This window comes from Agromyces selenitireducens, from assembly GCF_052748465.2.
This window is the reverse complement of the sequence record NZ_CM188259.1, coordinates 144,351-161,157: the sequence shown is the minus strand read 5'-3', so window position 1 is coordinate 161,157 and position 16,807 is coordinate 144,351. Positions and strand designations below refer to the sequence as shown.

The 16,807-nt window shown below is 73.7% G+C and carries 19 protein-coding genes; 4 read left to right on the top strand and 15 right to left on the bottom strand.

The genetic code is table 11. The annotated features are described in order from the left end of the window. The first annotated feature begins 4 nt into the window (after positions 1-4). Entirely contained in the window at positions 5-391 is a 387-nt protein-coding gene (locus ACULK4_RS00765; RefSeq protein ID WP_445964015.1) for a DUF1304 domain-containing protein, read from the top strand. A gap of 18 nt (positions 392-409) precedes the next feature. Here the strand turns inward: ACULK4_RS00765 and ACULK4_RS00760 are convergent, their stop codons facing one another. The 14 genes from ACULK4_RS00760 to hemE form a co-directional block, all read right to left on the bottom strand. Beyond that, the gene (locus tag ACULK4_RS00760) at positions 410-874 is read right to left on the bottom strand and encodes a hypothetical protein (protein ID WP_445964014.1); all 465 of its coding nucleotides are present in this window, start codon (positions 872-874) and stop codon (positions 410-412) included. Positions 875-1,059: 185 nt separating this feature from the next. Then, positions 1,060-2,457, bottom strand: a complete 1,398-nt coding sequence (gene hemL, locus ACULK4_RS00755; RefSeq protein ID WP_445964013.1) for a glutamate-1-semialdehyde 2,1-aminomutase — start codon at positions 2,455-2,457, stop codon at positions 1,060-1,062. Continuing rightward, positions 2,457-3,452, bottom strand: coding sequence for a porphobilinogen synthase (hemB, locus tag ACULK4_RS00750; protein WP_445964012.1), 996 nt, complete (start codon positions 3,450-3,452; stop codon positions 2,457-2,459). Before hemB ends, hemL begins: the two co-directional genes overlap by 1 nt. A gap of 161 nt (positions 3,453-3,613) precedes the next feature. Next, positions 3,614-4,411, bottom strand: a complete 798-nt coding sequence (locus tag ACULK4_RS00745) for a uroporphyrinogen-III synthase (RefSeq protein ID WP_445964153.1) — start codon at positions 4,409-4,411, stop codon at positions 3,614-3,616. A gap of 14 nt (positions 4,412-4,425) precedes the next feature. Continuing rightward, on the bottom strand, positions 4,426-5,466 hold the full coding sequence (gene hemC, locus ACULK4_RS00740; protein WP_445964011.1) for a hydroxymethylbilane synthase: 1,041 nt from the start codon (positions 5,464-5,466) through the stop codon (positions 4,426-4,428). Beyond that, the gene (locus tag ACULK4_RS00735) at positions 5,409-6,632 is read right to left on the bottom strand and encodes a ferrochelatase (protein WP_445964010.1); all 1,224 of its coding nucleotides are present in this window, start codon (positions 6,630-6,632) and stop codon (positions 5,409-5,411) included. The genes hemC and ACULK4_RS00735 overlap by 58 nt, the downstream gene beginning before the upstream one ends. After that, positions 6,632-7,369 (bottom strand): hydrogen peroxide-dependent heme synthase, encoded by a 738-nt coding sequence (gene hemQ, locus ACULK4_RS00730; RefSeq protein ID WP_445964009.1) that lies wholly within the window; start codon positions 7,367-7,369, stop codon positions 6,632-6,634. Before hemQ ends, ACULK4_RS00735 begins: the two co-directional genes overlap by 1 nt. 57 nt (positions 7,370-7,426) lie before the next feature. Next, positions 7,427-7,936 (bottom strand): OsmC family protein, encoded by a 510-nt coding sequence (locus ACULK4_RS00725; RefSeq protein WP_445964008.1) that lies wholly within the window; start codon positions 7,934-7,936, stop codon positions 7,427-7,429. Between the two features lie 26 nt (positions 7,937-7,962). After that, positions 7,963-8,682: a GntR family transcriptional regulator gene (locus tag ACULK4_RS00720; protein ID WP_445964007.1), complete on the bottom strand. Its 720-nt coding sequence runs from the start codon at positions 8,680-8,682 to the stop codon at positions 7,963-7,965. Then, complete coding sequence (locus tag ACULK4_RS00715; RefSeq protein ID WP_445964006.1) at positions 8,663-8,959, bottom strand: DUF3618 domain-containing protein; 297 nt, start codon at positions 8,957-8,959, stop codon at positions 8,663-8,665. Before ACULK4_RS00715 ends, ACULK4_RS00720 begins: the two co-directional genes overlap by 20 nt. After that, positions 8,943-9,350: a phage holin family protein gene (locus ACULK4_RS00710; protein WP_445964005.1), complete on the bottom strand. Its 408-nt coding sequence runs from the start codon at positions 9,348-9,350 to the stop codon at positions 8,943-8,945. The genes ACULK4_RS00715 and ACULK4_RS00710 overlap by 17 nt, the downstream gene beginning before the upstream one ends. Before the next feature lie 19 nt (positions 9,351-9,369). Continuing rightward, entirely contained in the window at positions 9,370-9,852 is a 483-nt protein-coding gene (locus ACULK4_RS00705) for a YtxH domain-containing protein (RefSeq protein WP_445964004.1), read from the bottom strand. Positions 9,853-9,965: 113 nt separating this feature from the next. Beyond that, positions 9,966-11,477 (bottom strand): protoporphyrinogen oxidase, encoded by a 1,512-nt coding sequence (hemG, locus tag ACULK4_RS00700; protein ID WP_445964003.1) that lies wholly within the window; start codon positions 11,475-11,477, stop codon positions 9,966-9,968. After that, the gene (gene hemE / locus ACULK4_RS00695) at positions 11,474-12,634 is read right to left on the bottom strand and encodes a uroporphyrinogen decarboxylase (RefSeq protein WP_445964002.1); all 1,161 of its coding nucleotides are present in this window, start codon (positions 12,632-12,634) and stop codon (positions 11,474-11,476) included. Before hemE ends, hemG begins: the two co-directional genes overlap by 4 nt. A 176-nt stretch (positions 12,635-12,810) precedes the next feature. Between hemE and ACULK4_RS00690 the strand changes: the two genes are divergently transcribed. From ACULK4_RS00690 to ACULK4_RS00680, 3 genes are all read left to right on the top strand, one after another. Next, positions 12,811-13,524: a hypothetical protein gene (locus ACULK4_RS00690; RefSeq protein WP_445964001.1), complete on the top strand. Its 714-nt coding sequence runs from the start codon at positions 12,811-12,813 to the stop codon at positions 13,522-13,524. Positions 13,525-13,592: 68 nt separating this feature from the next. Next, the gene (locus ACULK4_RS00685; protein ID WP_445964000.1) at positions 13,593-15,008 is read left to right on the top strand and encodes a glutamyl-tRNA reductase; all 1,416 of its coding nucleotides are present in this window, start codon (positions 13,593-13,595) and stop codon (positions 15,006-15,008) included. Between the two features lie 34 nt (positions 15,009-15,042). Then, positions 15,043-15,723, top strand: coding sequence for a GNAT family N-acetyltransferase (locus ACULK4_RS00680; protein WP_445964152.1), 681 nt, complete (start codon positions 15,043-15,045; stop codon positions 15,721-15,723). On the opposite strand, the gene ACULK4_RS00675 is transcribed toward ACULK4_RS00680, so the two are convergent. Then, the gene (locus ACULK4_RS00675; RefSeq protein ID WP_445963999.1) at positions 15,720-16,724 is read right to left on the bottom strand and encodes a DUF4190 domain-containing protein; all 1,005 of its coding nucleotides are present in this window, start codon (positions 16,722-16,724) and stop codon (positions 15,720-15,722) included. The genes ACULK4_RS00680 and ACULK4_RS00675 overlap by 4 nt on opposite strands. Between the last annotated feature and the right edge of the window lie 83 nt (positions 16,725-16,807).

Genomic DNA, 16,807 nt, shown 5'->3' with positions numbered 1-16,807 from the left:
GGCCATGGGCTTCCTCCAGATCGCCGCCATCGTCGTCGTCGCGCTGGCCGCACTCCTGCACGTCTGGATCTTCGTGCTCGAGAGCATCCGCTGGATGCAGCCCGCCACCTGGCGGGTGTTCGGCGTCCGCAGCCACGAGCAGGCCGAGGTGCTGCGGCCCATGGCGTACAACCAGGGGTTCTACAACCTCTTCCTCGCGGTCGGGGCGTTCGCGGGCCTCGCGCTGCTGGCGCTCGGCCTCCCGTACGCCGGGCGCGCGCTCGTGCTGTTCACGACGGCGGCGATGACCGCGGCCGCGGTGGTGCTGACGACGAGCGGTCCGGGCTACCTGCGGCCCGCGCTCATCCAGGGCACGCTGCCGCTGCTGGGCTTCGTGCTGTTCCTGTTCTGACCGCGGCCGTGGACCGGGTCAGTCGCCGCTGGTCTCCTCCTCGGCGAACACGTCGCTCGGGACGTGGTGCGCGGACTCGCCGCCCTGCTCCGTGTCATCCGGGTCGGACTCGGGCTCGCCCTCGCCCTCGACGGGGGCGCCCACCTTCAGTCGGTCGATGAGCTCGGACGCTCGGCTGGTGCTGAGCACGAGACGGGCGAATTCGCCGCCGGAGAGTTCGAGCACGACCGCCTGCCGCTTGCGCTTGACGAGCACGAAGTCGCTGCCGCCGTGGGTCTTCCAGACGCCGGCGGCGACGACGAGCGGCACTTCGGTGCCACGGCGACGGATGCCGCGGATCCAGATCCACGGGTCGTCGGTGATGGTCGCCGAGCGGATGTCGTCGCGCTGGACGATGACGTCGGCCGAACGCAGCGCGAGCGACTTCTCGGCCGGCGTGAGGTGGACCTCGAGCCGGTCGTTGTGCACGCGGAGGTTGGCCATATCTCCCATCCTGCCCGACCCGTCGCGGGGTCGCCCCGTCGACGCTCCACAAACGCGACATCCGATCCGTGCACGAATCCGACCATCGACATCCGTTTCTCAGGAGGGCCGGCCGCGAACGGGATGTCTCAGGACGACACGCCGTACGCGGCAGCAACCCGCCGGATGACTCCTGGAGAACGTGATCAGGCCGGGGGGCGAGCGGATGCCGCGGCGCGGGCCGCCGCCGGCAGGGCGTCGAGGATCCGCGCGATCGCACCGTGGTCGTGCGCGGCCGTGACGAACCACGCCTCGAACACGCTCGGCGGGAGCGAGACGCCCGCGTCGAGCATCGCGTGGAAGAACGGCGGGTAGCGCCAGGACTCCTGGGCGAGCACGGTCGCGTAGTCGTGGGCCCCGCCGGCGACGGTCTCGCCGAACATGAAGCTGAAGAGGCTGCCGGCGGTCTGCACGACGTGGGCGACGCCCTCGGCGGCGAGCGCCGCCGACACCTCGCCCTGGAGCAGCGCGGCGGTCTCGTCGAGCCTCGCGTACACCGCGGCATCCGCGAGCCTGAGCGTCGTGACACCCGCGGTGACCGCGACCGGGTTCCCCGAGAGCGTGCCGGCCTGGTAGACCGGGCCGAGCGGGGCGAGCCGCTCCATGACGTCGGCACGGCCGCCGAGCGCGGCGACGGGCATGCCGCCGCCGACGACCTTGCCGAAGGTGAGCAGGTCGGGTGTCGACTGGTCGTCGGTGCCCGCCTCGAGCCCCCACCAGCCGGACTCCGAGACGCGGAAGCCCGTGAGCACCTCGTCGCTGATGACGAGCGCGCCGTGCGCATGCGCGAGCTCGACGAGCGCGCGGTTGAACCCGGGAACCGGCGGCACGACGCCCATGTTCGCCGCAGCCGCCTCGGTGATCACGGCCGCGATGCGGTCGCCGTGCTCGGCGAACACGGCGCGCAGCGCGTCGAGGTCGTTGTAGGGCACGACGAGCGTGAGCGCGGCGACCTCGGCGGGCACGCCGGCCGAGCCGGGCAGCGCGAACGTCGCGAGTCCCGAGCCCGCCTCGGCGAGCAGGCCGTCGGAGTGACCGTGGTAGTGGCCGGCGAACTTCACGAGCAGGTCGCGTCCGGTGAAGCCGCGGGCGAGACGGATGGCGCTCATCGTGGCCTCGGTGCCGGTCGACACGAGGCGGAGCTTCTCGACGGGCGCCACGCGCTGCTCGATGAGTTCGGCGAGCTCGGTCTCGACGGGCGTGGACGCACCGAACGAGAGGCCGCGCGCCGCGGCGTCCTGCACCGCGGCGATCACCTCGGGGTGCGCGTGGCCGAGGATCGCCGGACCCCAGCCAGCGACGAGGTCGACGTACTCACGCCCTTCGGCGTCGGTCACGTACGGGCCGCGCGCCGAGACGAGGAAGCGCGGCGTGCCGCCGACCGAGCGGAACGCGCGCACGGGCGAGTTCACGCCGCCCGGGATCGCGGCCTGCGCGCGAGCGAACAGGTCGGCGTTGGTCTGTGCGGATCGAGGAGCCGAAGGCGTCACCGCCTGTGCGGATCGAGGAGCCGAAGGCGTCTCGAGATCCCGTGCGCTGGTCATCAGTCGATCCCCTCCCGGATCCATCCGGCGAGCTCGGTCGCCCAGTAGGTGAGCACGGCGTCGGCGCCGGCCCGACGGATGCCGCGCACGGACTCGATCACGGCGCGGCGACGGTCGATCCAGCCGTGCATGGCGGCGGCCTCGATCATCGCGTACTCGCCCGACACCTGGTACGCCCAGACGGGGATGTCGCTCGCGGCGGCGACATCCGCCAGCACGTCGAGGTAGGACCCTGCGGGCTTGACCATCACGATGTCGGCGCCCTCGTCGATGTCGATCATCGCCTCGCGGAGGCCCTCGCGCCGGTTGCCCGGGTCGAGCTGGTACGTGCGCCGGTCGCCCTCGAGGGTCGACTCGACGGCATCGCGGAACGGGCCGTAGAACGCCGAGGCGTACTTCGCCGAGTAGGCCAGCAGGGCGACGTCGCTGCGGCCGGCGGCGTCGAGCGCGTCGCGCACCGCGGCGACCTGGCCGTCCATCATGCCCGAGAGCCCGAGCAGCTGCGAGCCCGCCTCGGCCTGCGCGAGCGCCATCTCGCGGTAGCGCTCGAGCGTCGCGTCGTTGTCGACGCGGCCGCGCTCGTCGAGCACGCCGCAGTGTCCGTGGTCGGTGAACTCGTCGAGGCACAGGTCGGTCTGCACGACGAGCGCGTCGCCGACCTCCTCGGCGACGACGCGCGTCGCGACGTTGAGGATGCCGTCGGGGTCGACGCCGCACGTGCCGGTCGCGTCGCGGGTCTCGGGGACCCCGAACAGCATCACGCCGCCGACGCCCGCGGCCGCGGCATCCGTCACCGCCTGCTTCACCGAGTCGAGCGAGTGCTGCACGACGCCCGGCATCGACGCGATCGGCAGGGGCTCGTCGACCCCCTCGCGCACGAACACGGGCAGCACGAGCTCGGCGGCGTCGAGGCGGGTCTCGGACACGAGGCGGCGCAGGGCCGGCGTCTCACGCAGGCGCCGGGGCCGCACGCGGGGGGCGGGTGCGGAAGTCACCCGACCAGCCTACGCGCGCGCGGCTGGGCGCCGGGTGGGCGCCGAACCCTCGTGCCGACTGCTTCCGTTCGGCGCGAGCGGCGCCGTTCGGACCGGCGCATCCACCGCGAACGGATGCACTCGACGGTCGGGCCCGCGGGCGAGCGGATGCCGCGGAGCGGTCAGGCGCGGGCGAGGGCCGAGTTCACGACCGCCTCGATGAGCGACTCGGCGCTGCGCTCGGCGGCGACGACGTCGATGCGGAGGCCGACCTTCGCGGCGTCCTGCTGCGTCTGCGGGCCGATCGCGGCGACCAGGGTGCGCTCGGGGACGGGACCGAGTTGCGCCTGGACCTGCTCGGCGACGCTGCCCGACGTCACGAGGATCGCGTCGACCTTGCCCGCGCGCACGTCGTCGACGACCTTCTGCGCGACGGGAACGCCGACGGTGCGATAGGCGACGACGGCCTCGACGTGGTGGCCGATGCGCTCGAGGCCGATCGACAGCACCTGCTTGGCGATGGCCGAGCGGAGCGCGAGCACGCGCAGCGGCTTCTCGCCGTTCGTGGCGGCATCCCACTCCTCCAGCAGGCCCTTGGCCGAGTTGTCTTCGCTGGGGACGATGTCGGCACGGTAGCCGGCCGCGACGAGGGCGGCCGCGGTGGTCTCGCCCACCGCGGCGACCTTCGTCGACTCCGGGATGACCGCGCCGTACGTCGACAGCACGTCGACCGTCGTCGCGCTCGTGACCGTGACCCAGTCGAAGCCGCCGGCGGCGAGCTTCGCGAGCGCGGCCTCGAGTGCCGACTGGTCGTCGGTGGGCGCGAAGTTGATCATCGGCGCGATGATCGGCGAGGCGCCGCGCGCGCGCAGCGATCCGGCGACGGCATCGCCCCACGGGCCGCCGCGAGGGACCAGCACACGCCAGCCGGCGAGCGGCTTGGACCCGCTCGCGCCGGGCAGGTGGAGGGGGCCGGTCATCGGTTCGAATTCGGTCACGGCGACTCCAGGGCAGGTGCGAGGTCGGCGGCGCCGTTGCCGAGGAGTTCCGCGACGACGCGTTCGGCGACGTCGCGAGCCGCGCCCGCCAGGTCGGCGGCCGAGCGGCTGTCGGGGGTCGCGGCGTGCGAACTCGTCAACCACCGCGTCCCGTCGGCACTGTACACGGTCGCCGTGAGGAACAGAAGTTCGTCCTCGATGAAGGCGGTGGCCCCGATGGGGGCCGCGCACCCGGCTTCGAGCTCCGCGAGCACGAGCCGCTCGGCGAGCACCGTCGCGCGGGTCGTCGCGTGGTCGACGGCCTCGAGTCCGCGCTCGACATGGCGCGCCCCGCGCTCGCGTCGCACCTCGAGGGCGAGCGCCCCCTGGCCCGGCGCCGTCGGCCAGTCGGCGAGCTCGAAGCGCTCGGTTGCGGCATCCGCCCGGCCCAGTCGCGTGAGCCCGGCCGACGCGAGCAGGACCGCGTCGAGGCGCTGTCCCGAGCCCGTCGAGGCGTCGTCCGCCCCGACGAACCCGAGCCGGGTGTCGATGTTGCCGCGCACGTCGACCGCGACGACATCCGGCCGGACCCGCCCGAGCTGTGCGATGCGGCGCGGCGAACCGGTGCCGATGCGGGCGCCCTCGGGCAGTTCGGCGAGCGTCAGGCCGTCGCGGGCGCACAGCGCGTCTCGGGCGTCGGCGCGCTTCGGCACCGCACCGAGCCGCAGGTCGGGGTGCTCGCCGGTGGGGAGGTCCTTCAACGAGTGGACGACCACGTCGCACTCCCCCGCGACGAGGGCCTCCCGCAGCGCCGCCGCGAACACGCCCGTCCCGCCGATCTGCTGCAGCGACGCGCGCGACGTGTCGCCCTGCGTGGTGACCGTGACGATCTCGATGTCGGCGTCGGCGGCCGCCCCGAGGCGCTCGGCGACCTGCGTCGTCTGCGCGAGCGCGAGTGCACTGCCGCGCGTTCCGACGCGGATGACCTCCCGGGAAGCGGTCACGGCGCGATCCCCGCCAGCGCAGGCTTGAAGCCGAGGCGCACGTTCTCGCAGCATCCCGGGCGGCACGTGTCGTACCACGGCCCGAGGTCGGTCAGGTGCGGCCGATCGACGGCTGGCGTGCCGTTCACGCGCTCCATCACGAGGTCGACGAGGCCCGCGACGTACGCCGGGTGCACGCCGGGCGTCGGGACGCGGACCGCGGCGAGGCCGTGCTCCTGCGCGGTCTCCATGGCCTCCTCGTCGAGGTCCCACATGACCTCCATGTGGTCGCTCACGAAGCCGAGCGGCACGATGACGACGGCCTTGCGGCCCGCGGCGGGCAGTTCGGCGATCGCGTCGTTCACGTCGGGCTCGAGCCACGGCTGCGAGGGCGGTCCCGAGCGCGACTGGTAGACCAGCTGCCACGGCACGTCGGACGCGCCGGCCTCGCGCATGACGACCTCGGCGACAGCGAGGTGCTGCGCGGCGTAGGCGCCGCCCTCGCCGAACCCGCGCTCGGCGGGGCCCGACTTCGCGGCATCCGCCGTGGGGATCGAGTGCGTCGCGAACAGGACCTCGACGTCGGTCGTGCGGTCCAGGCCGGCGTGCTCCGCCTCGAGCTTGGCGAGTGCGTCGCGCAGGCCGTCGACGAACGGCGTCACGAAGCCGGGGTGGTCGAAGAACTGGCGGACCTTGTCGATCCGGATCACCTCGGAGAGCCCCGCGTCCTCGAGGGCGTCCGCATAGTCCTCGCGGTACTGGCGGCAGCTCGAGTACGAGCTGTAGGCGCTCGTGGCGATCGCGATGAGCGTCGTGAGGCCGCGGTCGTTCGCCTCGCGCACGGCGTCGTTCAGGTACGGGTCCCAGTTGCGATTGCCCCAGATGACCGGGAGGTCGACGCCGCGCCGGGCCAGCTCGGCCTCGAGGGCGGCCTTGAGCTGGCGGTTGTGCTCGTTGATGGGGCTCACGCCGCCGAAGTGGCGGTAGTGGTGCGCGACCTCCTCGAGACGCTCGTCGGGGATGCCGCGGCCGCGGGTGACGTTCCGGAGGAACGGGATGACGTCGTCCTGGCCCTCCGGCCCGCCGAAGCCGGCGAGCAGGATCGCGTCGTACGCGACCGGCTCCTCGACGTGCTCGGGGCCGGACTGCGCCGGCTCCGTCGCGCCGGGCACGACGGCGCCGGGTGCGCAGTACGCCGTGGTGGCGGGCGCCGGCTTGCGGCCGATGTTCGTCGCGGCCATTACTGCAGCACCTCCACGAGCTCGGCGGTCGAGATGCGGCGACCGGTGTAGAACGGCAGTTCGTCGCGCACGTGGCGACGGGCGTCGGTGGCGCGCAGGTCGCGCATCATGTCGACCAGGTCGGTCAGCTCATCGGCCTCCATGGGCAGCAGCCACTCGTAGTCGCCGAGCGAGAACGCCGACACCGTGTTCGCGACGACGCCCCGGAACGCGGCGCCCTTGCGGCCGTGCTCGGCGAGCATGCGGCCCCGCTCCTCGGGCGGCAGCAGGTACCACTCGTAGCTGCGCACGAACGGGTAGATCGTAAGCCACGACTTCGGCTCGACACCGCGGAGGAAGCCGGGCACGTGGGCCTTGTTGAACTCGGCGTCGCGGTGCACGCCCATGGCGTTCCAGGTCGGCAGGAGCGCACGGAACAGCCGTGACCGGCGCAGCTCGCGCAGCGCCCACTGCAGCCCCTCGGCGGTCGGGCCGTGCAGCCACAGCATGACGTCGGAATCGGCCCGCAGGCCCGACACGTCGTAGATGCCGCGGACGGTGACACCCTCGTCGGCCACGACGTTGATCAGGCCGTCGAGCTCGTCGACGAAACGCGGGACGTCGCGCCCGTCGAGGTCGTCCGGGCGTGCGGGGTCCTTCCGGAGCACGGCGAAGAGCGTGTAGCCCTCGTACGTCTGCTCCACGTCGGTTTCGGTCGGGCGCGCGTCGGCTGCCCCTTCGGCAGCGGGGGAAGACATGGCTCTATCCTCCCCCCGCAACCTGAAAGGTCCAAAGCGACGACGGATGTCGCGTGGTCATCGCGTGGCGCGCTCGATCACGAATTCCGGCGGCTCGGCGAGCGACTGCGCCACCACGCAGAATCGCTCGGTGCCCGTACGGAGCCGCTCGAGGGCCGCGTCGTCGGCGTCGGTGTCGATCACGGCGGTCACGACCACGTCCATCACGCCGACGGGAACGGTGCGGTCGATGCCGAGCGTGCCGCGCGCGTCGAACACGCCCTCGGCCCGCAGTTCGGCCGAGCGGATCTCGACGCCCATGGCGGTCGCCACCGATCGCAGCGTGACGCCCGCGCAGCCGAGGAGCGCCTGCAGGAGGAAGTCGCCCGAGCACGCGTCGGCGCCGTGGCCGCCCGTCGAGGGGTGGAGGCCGGTTCGGATCGGGCCGGCCCACGTGTCGATCGTCGCGGAGATGCCGGGCTCCGCGAACGAGCCGCGCGCGGTCACGGGGGTCACCGCGGAGTCGGGATCCTCGCGGTAGCGCTCCTTGAGCGGGGCCTGCAGGGCGCGCAGTTCGGTCCTGTCCATTTTCCTGTCCTCAGGGTTCCGGCCGATCAGTCGAGGAGCAGCCTCGTCGAGTGCTCGAGGTGGGCGCGCAGGGCATCGGGGCCGCGCTCGGGGAGTTCGTCGAGCAGGCGCCGGTGCTCCGCGACGACCGAGGCCACGCTGTAGTGCGTGCGCGCATGCAGGATGAACAGCAGCAGCTCGCTGCCCAGCGCCGTGTGCGTCTCGATGATGCGCGGGCTCGCGGAGGCCGCGACGAGCACCGCGTGGAACTCGGCGTGCAGGCGCTCGACCTCCAGCCATGCGTCATCCGTCGCCGCGCCAGGCGCGTCGTCGCCGGTGCCCAGTCGTTCCATGGCGTCGATCGCGGCGCGCGCCGGGGCGAGCACCGACTCGGGGAGCGTGCCCCCGTGCCGACGGAACGCGATTCGGACCGCCTCGACCTCGAGCGCCGCCCGCAACTGCTGGAGGGCCGTCAGCTGCGCGTCGTCGAAGCTCGTGACCCGAACGCCGCGGTAGGGCTCGGCGACGGCGAGCCGCTCCGCGACCAGGCGCTGGAACGCCGCGCGGATGGTGTGGCGCGAGACGCCGAGCCGGGCCGCGCACGACTCCTCGCGGAGCGGGGCGTCGGGACCCAGCCGACCGCTCAGGATCTCGTCGCGCAGCACCGACGTGACGCGCTCGACCGCGGTCGGTGCAACTCCGGGACCCGCCGCGACGACCGGCGCCGCGGCATCCGTCACCGGTTCGTCACCGTTCGAGGTTCGCACGCACCACGAGCCAGACGCCGACCCCCACCGCCACCGCGACGGAGGCCGCCACGGCGATCGCCGTGCCGGGCTGCTCGTCGGCGAAGCGCTGCATGCGACGCTTCGCGCGAGTCGTGGCCCGCGCGACCCGCTTGGGCACGTTGAGCCGCTCCTCCAGCTCGCTCAGCGTCATCGCGAGTTCGTCGCGCGCCGCACGGGCGTTGTCGTGCGCCTGCAGGCGCGTGAGGTTGCGCTGCGTCTTCTTGTCGAGCGTCGCGACGTCAGTCCCGGCCGCCATACGCCCCCCTCCCGGTGATCGCGTCGATGTCCTGCCGGACGCTCTCGATCGACTCGAGCGGCTCGCTGCCGCGCTTGAAGTTGAGCATGGCGATGCCGAGCAGGATCAGGATGATGAGCAGCAGCACGCCGGAGACGACGAGCGCCGCGGCCCAGCCGGGCATCACAAGCGAGAGCGCGAGGATGCCGGTGGCGATCAGCGTGCCGAGCAGGAAGATGCCGACGAAGGCGGCGCCGACCACGAGGCCCGCGCCGATGCCGAAGTGCTTCGCCTTGTAGGACAGCTCGGCCTTGACCTGGTCGATCTCGGCACGGACGAGCGTGGAGACGCGATCGGGCAGCTCGCCGAGCAGCGTGAACAGCGAGCGCTCGTCGTTCAGTGGTGCGGTCATCGGGGTTCCACCTCCGTGGTCAGGACGAACTCGATGAGCCCGACCCGGTTCCGGTCGACTTGGACGACGTCGTACCCGACTTCGACGAAGCCGACGATCCGCTGGAACCCGACTTCGACGCCGAACCGCGACTCGACGAGCCCGAGGACTTCGAGCCCGACGACGTCGATCCCGAGGACTTCGAGCCAGAGGACTTCGAGCCAGATGACTTCGAACCAGAGGACTTCGATCCGGACGACGAGCTCGAGGAGCGCGTCGTGGAGCCCTGCGTGCTCGAGACCTGCTTGACGAGCTTCTTGGCGCCGTCGAGCACCGCATCGCTCACGTCGCTGACCCGGCTCATGGCGAACTCCTTGACCGTGCCGACGCCCTCCTGGACCTGCGGTCGGTTCCAGACGTCTTCAGCGGCCTTGCGGATCTGCTCGTAGCGCTCGCGGCCGGCTCGCGCGCCGAGCACGTAGCCGACACCGAGGCCGACGACGAAGAGGAACTTGCCCTTCATGTGCACCTCATCCCCCGCTGCGGTTGGAAGACAGCAGTCCCTCCAGCGTAGACCCCGCTCCGAGCGGCGCAAGGGGGTTGCGGGCTCCGGACGCCCCTCGTATTCCGCTGGGGCTATGCGTCGTCGGCGATGTGGAGCGCGAGATGACGGATGCGGCCCGCCGCCTCGATCGCGTGCGGCACGACGGACGCGAGTCCGGTTCCGGCCACCCACGACCCGGTGATCGCCAGCCCGGGCTCGTCGTCGATCGACGCCTCGAGCGCGCGGACGCGGTCGCGCTGGCCCACGGCGGCCTGGGAGAGCGCGTCGCGCCAGGCGCTGCGACCGGACGCGCGGACGTGCGTCGCGTCGAGCGGCACGCCGAGCAGCGCCGACGCGTCGCGCACCGCGAGTCCGGTCACGGCGTCGTCGTCGAGCCCGGTGAGCGGGCCGGCGCTCCCGGCGCGGCCGTACGAGAGCCGGACGACGTGGCGGCCCCCCGCGGCATCCGCGAGCCAGGGCCACTTGGCGCTCGAGTGCGTGAGCGCCTTCGCGGTCACGCCGGGCGTTCCGGCGGCCACGAGCACGCCCGTCCCGCGCGGTGCGGCATCGAGCGCGGGCGCATCGAGCACGAGCGTGACGAGTTCGACGGATGCCGCGTCCGGCCACTCCTCCGCGAGCGCCGCCTCGGTCGCGATGCCGGCGAGCAGCTCCCGTGACACGTGCGCCGGGGTCGCGACGATCGCGAAGCGCGCGTCCACCACGATGGCGGCGTCCTCGTCCGCTGCCGCCAGGTCGCCGACGGCGCGCCACGACGACGGCACGGCCTGGACGTCGGACGGGTTCGGGTCGCGACGTTCGAGAACCGTGACGCGCACGCCCGTGCGGACGTCGGCGCCGAAGCGCGAGAGCTCGGCCAGCAGGGCATCCACGAGGGTGTGCATGCCGCCGCGGAGCCCGAGCACCGCGGTGCCGGCCCTGCGCTCGCCCACGAGCTGCGCGACGCCGCCCGAGAGCGAGCCGGCGCGGGTCATCGCCTCGTTCAGGCCGGGTGCGACCACGTCGACGTCGAGGTCATTCGGGTCGGTCGAGTAGACGCCCGCCGAGATCGGCGTGACGAGTCGGTCGAGCACCGCCTGTCCCATGCGCTCCCGCACGAGCGGGCCGAGCCGCTCGGCGCGGCCGATCTTGAGGATCGGGCGGATGCGGTCGAGCCAGGCCCGCCACGCACCGCCCCAGCCGATGATGGCGCGCACGTCGTCGCCGAGCGGGTTCGCCGGGATGCCGAGCACGCCCGTCCGCGGCAGTGGCGCCGCCTTCGGTGTGTCGCCCTCACCCCACACGAGCCAGGCACCCGACGGATTCGGCTTCTCGACGTGGTCGGCGAGGCCGAGTCGCTCGGCGAGCGCCGCGACGGAGCCGTTCCGCGTCGCGAACGACTCCGCCCCGCTGTCGAGCGCGAGGCCGTCGAGGTCGATGCGGCCGACGCATCCGCCGGGGCGCTCGGCCCGCTCGAGCACCGTGACGCCGAGCCCGAGCCGGGCGCACTCGAGCGCCGCGACCAGCCCGGCGACGCCGCCGCCGACCACGACCACGTCGGTCGTGCGGTGCTCCGCGCCCGCGAGGGCGTCGGCGGCATCCGTCATCGCCCGGCCTCGTGCACCAGCTCGACCACGCGCGTGAGCACCGACGGATCGGTCTCGGGCGGCACGCCGTGGCCGAGGTTGAAGACGTGCGCGGGGGCGACCCGGCCGCGGGCGAGCACGTCGCGCACGGCCCGCTCGAGCACGGGCCAGGGTGCCGCGAGCAGGGCGGGGTCGAGGTTGCCCTGCAACGGCACGTCGGCGCCGATGCGGGCGGACGCGACGTCGAGCGGCACGCGGTAGTCCACGCCGACCACGTCGACGCCGACCGACTTCATGGCGCCGAGCAGTTCGCCTGTGCCGACGCCGAAGTGCACGACGGGCACGGCCCGGCGGGCCGGCTCGGCCGCGGCATCCGCCGCCCCCGGCACGTCGTACTCGAGGTCGTGCACGTGCGTGAGCGCCGCCGCCGAGGCGGGCGCCACGTGGGTCTCGTAGTCGGCGAGCGACAGGGCGCCGGCCCAGGAATCGAAGAGCTGCGCTGCCGAGGCGCCGGCGAGCACCTGCGTGCGCAGGAAGCGGCCCGTGAGCTCGGCGGTCCACTCCATGAGGGCGCGCCACGCACCGGGGTCGGCGTGCATGAGCGTGCGGGCCGCGAGGTGGTCCTTCGACGGCCCGCCCTCGGTCAGGTAGGCGGCGAGCGTGAACGGAGCGCCGGCGAAGCCGATGAGCGGCGTCGAGGTCGGGGCGCCGGGCGCGGTGAGGCCGGCGAGCTCGGCGACCGTGCGCCGGACGGCATCGGTGATCGGCGCGGCGGCCTCGTCGAGGCGCGCGGGGTCGATCGCGGTGAGCTCGGCGACGCCCGCGGCATCCCCGTACGCCTTGGCGAAGACGGGTCCGCGGCCGGGCTGGATCTCGACGTCGACGCCGACGAGCTTCAACGGCACGACGATGTCGCTGAAGAAGATGCCCGCGTCGACGCCGTGGCGGCGCACGGGCTGCAGCGTGATCTCGGCCGCCATGGCCGGGTCGAGGCACGCGTCGAGCATGCGCGTGCCGACGCGCAGCTCGCGGTACTCGGGCAGCGACCGCCCCGCCTGGCGCATGAACCACACGGGCGTGGTGTCGCTGCGCTCCGCACGGTAGGCACGTACGAGGCGCGAGTCATGGGTCTGGCCTGAGGCGAGCGGATGCTGCGGGGAGAGGATCACGACCGACATCCTCCCCCATCGCGGCTGGGCGCGTCCTGCGCCGTCATGTTGTCCCGCCGGAGAACGGGGGCTGGTGGGCGCGCTCCCACGGCGCTACAGTCGGACGGGTCGTGCACCCCCGAGCATGACGACGCGCCGGACGCCTCACCCGACGACGACGCGCCTCCGCCACCGACGGAGTCCCCATGTCCAGCACTGCAACGCGGCATCGCACCGGACTGATCGTCCTGGTCGCGCTGGCCGCAGCCCTCCTCGTCGCCGGCCTCGTCCTCGGCCGCTCCTCGATCGACCGGCTCGTGCCGAGCCTGCCCGACGTCCCGGCGACCGAGTTCGTCGTCGGCCTGGGCGCCGCGACCGCGGTCGTGGCGCTCATCGCGGCACTCCGGCGCGCGGCGGCCGCGACTCGCGCCGGCGCCCGGGCCCGCGCGCTCGAGTCGGTCGACGGCGGCGCGGTCGCCTGCGGCATCCGCAACCGCGAGCTCGTCGCGCGCCTCGCCGAACTGCGTCAGCCCGGCAGCCGCGGCGGCACGCTGCCGGGCCGGTTCTCGATCCTCGCCGACGACGCCGGCATCTCGTTCTGGGGCGGCGGTCGCCGACCGAGCCGCGTCGCGTCGTTCCCATGGCGCGAGGTGCGCAACATCCGCTCCGACAGCACCGTCGCGGGCAGCGCCAGCGTGCCCGTCGCGGTCATCCGCATCCGCCGCGGCGGGACCAGCATCGAGCTGCCCGTCATGCTGAGCGACCCGAGGCCGGGCCGGTACGCGCTCACCGACGGGCCCTTCTTCGCCACCGTGCGCGCATGGAAGGCCAGGCACCGCGCCGCCCTCGCCGCAGAGGGCCTCGAGCTGCCGCCGCTGACGGGCGCCATCCCGGTCGTCCGGCCTCACGCCGTGGCCTGACGCCGCGCGGGCCGGCGGATGTGACACCGCCGGTCGGAGCACCTTTCGACCACCGGTAGAATCGTCAGGTGCTCATCTGTCTCACCGCGAGTCACAAGAACGCCGGGTTCGACATGCTCGAACGGCTTTCGGCGACCGCCGAGCACGCCGCACCCCGCATCCTCGACGGGCACGCGGCCGTGCAGGGCGCCGTCGTCGTGGCCACGTGCAACCGATTCGAGGCGTACCTCGACCTCGACACCCCCGAGGGCGACTCGCCCGTCGACGCCGTGCACGACGCGATCCGCGCGGTCGGCGACGTGGCCGAGCTCCAGCCCGACGAGCTGCGCGGCACGTTCGGCTTCGTGCACGGCAACGCGGTCGCCGGGCACCTGTTCTCCGTGGCATCCGGCCTCGAGTCGGTCGTCGTCGGCGAGGGCGAGATCGCCGGGCAGGTGCGCCGCTCGCTCGAGCGAGCCCGCAGGGAGGGCACCACGACCCCCGAGCTCGAACGGCTGTTCCAGCGCGCGTCGCAGACGTCGCGGCGCGTCAAGAACGCCACCGGCATCGGCACCGAGGGCCGCTCGCTCGTGCGCCTCGCGCTCGACCTCGCGGAGAGCCGCGTCACCGACTGGGCGGCCGTGCGCGTGCTGCTCGTCGGCACCGGCCGGTACGCGGGCGCGTCGCTCGCGGCGCTCCGCGACCGCGGCGTCACCGATGTCGCCGTGTACTCGCCCACCGGCCGCGGTGCGAAGTTCGCCGCGAGCCACGACATCGCGGCCGTGGCCCAGGGCGATTACGCCATGGCCGCCGCCGGCGCCGACCTCATCGTGACCTGCACCCTGGTCGAGCACCACGTCGTCGACCGTGCCCTCATCGAGCTCGGCCGTGTCGAGCTGGCCGCGGCCGATCTGCCCGCACCCGTGGCGCTGATCCCGGGGCGCGAGGGCGCCGGCGACGACGCAGGCGAGGCGGATGCCGCGACGGCCGATGCGCCGCGGCAACTCGTGATCGACCTCGGCCTGCCGCGCAACGTCGACCCCGACGTCGCCGGCCTCGCGGGCGTCGACCTGCTCGACCTCGAGACCATCAAGATCCACGCTCCGCTCGAGGAGTTCGGCGCGACCGATGCAGCTCGCGAGCTCGTCGAGCGGGCCGCGCGCAAGTTCAGCCGCGTCGGCGAGGAGCTCGACCTCGCGCCCGCCGTCGTCGCCCTCCGCAGGCACGTGTTCGACGTGCTCGACGGCGAGATCCGTCGCGCACGCGTCCGCGGCGACGACGACGGACGCACCGAGGCGGCGCTCCGCCACATGGCCGGCGTGCTGCTGCACACTCCCATGGCCCGGTCGCGCGAGTACGCGCGCGCCGGCGAGCACCAGGCCTGGCTCGACGGGCTCGAGGCGCTGTTCGGCATCCGCCCCGAGGCCGGGGCCGCGGCATCCGCCGGCACCGACGCGTCGCACCCGGAGTCGGACGCCGAGCGCCGCGCCGACGGCGGCCGCTGACGCTCCACGGGCGCTACGCTTTCGGTCCGTGAGCATGCTCGACCGCCCCGACGAGGCCGCCGACGCCGGCCCGCCCGCGCTGCGCCTGCCGTTCGACATGGCCGAGCTCGAGCACCGGCCGATCCGCACCGAACGGATGCGACTGCGCCCGCTCGCCGCCGCCGATGCCGACGACGTGTGGGAGTACCAGCGCCTGCCCGAGGTGCTGCGGTACATCCCCTGGCCCGAGCGCGACCGCGACGAGGCGCGCGAGCACACCGCGAACCGTGCGGCCTCGCGACGCCTCGCGGCCGACGGCGACGCGGTGTTCCTCGCGATGGTCCTGATCGGCGAGCCCTCGCCGACGGACGCCGGACCCGACGGCCCGCGACCCGACCGCGTGATCGGCGACGTCATGCTCCGGCTCGTGGCCGCCGATCATGCACGGCTCGAGATCGGCTGGGTCGTGCATCCGGCCTTCCAGGGGCGCGGGCTCGCCACGGAGGCCGCCGCCGCCGGGCTCGACCTGGGATTCGGGCGGCTCGTCGCGCACCGCGTGGAGGCGCATCTCGACGCGCGCAACGCGGCATCCGCCCGGCTCTGCGAGCGGCTCGGCATGCGGCACGAGGCGACCCTCCTCGAGGAGGAGTGGAACGACGGCGCGTGGGAGGACAGCGCGGTGTACGGGATACTGCGCCGCGAATGGCGGGCGCTGCGCGCCGCGCCCCTCGCCTAGCCCACCGAGAGCGTCCAGTCCTCGTCGGCTTGCACCGTCAGCACCGACGGTCCCGCGGCGAGCGGCACGCTGCCGTCGTAGGGGCCGGTCACGTCGATGAGCCTCGCGCCGCCGAACGCCTGCGCCGCCTGCTGGGCGACGACGAACGGGTCCTCCGCGTCGTCCCCCGAGTGCGTCGCGTCGAGCGTCGCGGCGTCGCCGCCGTACAGGTACACGACGTCACCGTCGCCGTTCGCGGCATTCGGCAACTCGGGCGCCTCCGACATGGGGTCGATCCGCACCGTCCAGGAACCGCTCGCGGTGATCTGGAGGCTCGTGGCCGACGTGGCGTCGGACACGCCCCACGCAGTGACGCCGTCGTAGTCGTCGGCAGCGTCGACGAGCGGCGCGCCGGACGGCGAGTTCGAGGTGTCGAGCAGCGTGAGCGTGAAGCCGTCACCGTCGGAGGTGGCGGTGACGATGCCGCCCGTGGCGCCTGCGGGGATGGCGATGACGGCATCGCCCGAACCGTCCTGGTCGACCGCCGAGAACGTGCCCCACGTCTCGTCCGCCCACTCCTGCACGGTCGCCGTCGGCGTCTCGGTCGGCGTCGGCGTGGGGGTCTCGGTCGGCGACGCCGGAACCGAGGCGGACGGGGTGGGCGAGGCGATGGGCGCGGCCCGGCCGCCCCCGAGCACGCCGGTGCCGTACAGGATGCCCACGATCACCGCGAGCACGAGCGCCGCGGCCGACACGACGGTGCCGGCCGTCGCGACGCCCTTGGGCCGGTCGGCCCTGGTGAGGCCGACGATGCCGAGCACGAGGCCGATGACGGCGAGCACGACCCCGGCGATCCATGCCCAGTCGATCGGCAGCACCGCGAACACCGCTGCGACGATGCCGACGACGAGGGACGCGATGCCGAGCCCGTTGCGCTGCCCCTGTTCCGGCGGAGACCCGTCCGGCCCGATCACCGCGGTGCGGTCGTCGGGCGGGTTCGCTCCGGATGCGTTCGACATCATTCCCCCAATGGGATCGCTCGGACGTGCGCTTGCGCGTCATGATCGCAGCCGGACCCGCGGGCGGCAACGACCCGCCCGCGGGT

Bases quoted from the DNA above. Each gene is read 5' to 3' on its own strand.
- ACULK4_RS00705 (WP_445964004.1), bottom strand. From the start codon at position 9,852: ATGAAGGGCAAGTTCCTCTTCGTCGTCGGCCTCGGTGTCGGCTACGTG.
- ACULK4_RS00680 (WP_445964152.1), top strand. From the start codon at position 15,043: ATGCTCGACCGCCCCGACGAGGCCGCCGACGCCGGCCCGCCCGCGCTG.
- ACULK4_RS00765 (WP_445964015.1), top strand. From the start codon at position 5: ATGGGCTTCCTCCAGATCGCCGCCATCGTCGTCGTCGCGCTGGCCGCA.
- hemL (WP_445964013.1), bottom strand. From the start codon at position 2,457: ATGACCAGCGCACGGGATCTCGAGACGCCTTCGGCTCCTCGATCCGCA.
- ACULK4_RS00760 (WP_445964014.1), bottom strand. From the start codon at position 874: ATGGCCAACCTCCGCGTGCACAACGACCGGCTCGAGGTCCACCTCACG.
- hemQ (WP_445964009.1), bottom strand. From the start codon at position 7,369: ATGTCTTCCCCCGCTGCCGAAGGGGCAGCCGACGCGCGCCCGACCGAA.
- ACULK4_RS00710 (WP_445964005.1), bottom strand. From the start codon at position 9,350: ATGACCGCACCACTGAACGACGAGCGCTCGCTGTTCACGCTGCTCGGC.
- hemG (WP_445964003.1), bottom strand. From the start codon at position 11,477: ATGACGGATGCCGCCGACGCCCTCGCGGGCGCGGAGCACCGCACGACC.
- hemE (WP_445964002.1), bottom strand. From the start codon at position 12,634: ATGTCGGTCGTGATCCTCTCCCCGCAGCATCCGCTCGCCTCAGGCCAG.
- ACULK4_RS00725 (WP_445964008.1), bottom strand. From the start codon at position 7,936: ATGGACAGGACCGAACTGCGCGCCCTGCAGGCCCCGCTCAAGGAGCGC.
- ACULK4_RS00715 (WP_445964006.1), bottom strand. From the start codon at position 8,959: ATGGCGGCCGGGACTGACGTCGCGACGCTCGACAAGAAGACGCAGCGC.
- hemC (WP_445964011.1), bottom strand. From the start codon at position 5,466: ATGCTGCGAGAACGTGCGCCTCGGCTTCAAGCCTGCGCTGGCGGGGAT.
- ACULK4_RS00690 (WP_445964001.1), top strand. From the start codon at position 12,811: ATGTCCAGCACTGCAACGCGGCATCGCACCGGACTGATCGTCCTGGTC.
- ACULK4_RS00735 (WP_445964010.1), bottom strand. From the start codon at position 6,632: ATGGCCGCGACGAACATCGGCCGCAAGCCGGCGCCCGCCACCACGGCG.
- ACULK4_RS00745 (WP_445964153.1), bottom strand. From the start codon at position 4,411: ATGACCGGCCCCCTCCACCTGCCCGGCGCGAGCGGGTCCAAGCCGCTC.
- ACULK4_RS00675 (WP_445963999.1), bottom strand. From the start codon at position 16,724: ATGATGTCGAACGCATCCGGAGCGAACCCGCCCGACGACCGCACCGCG.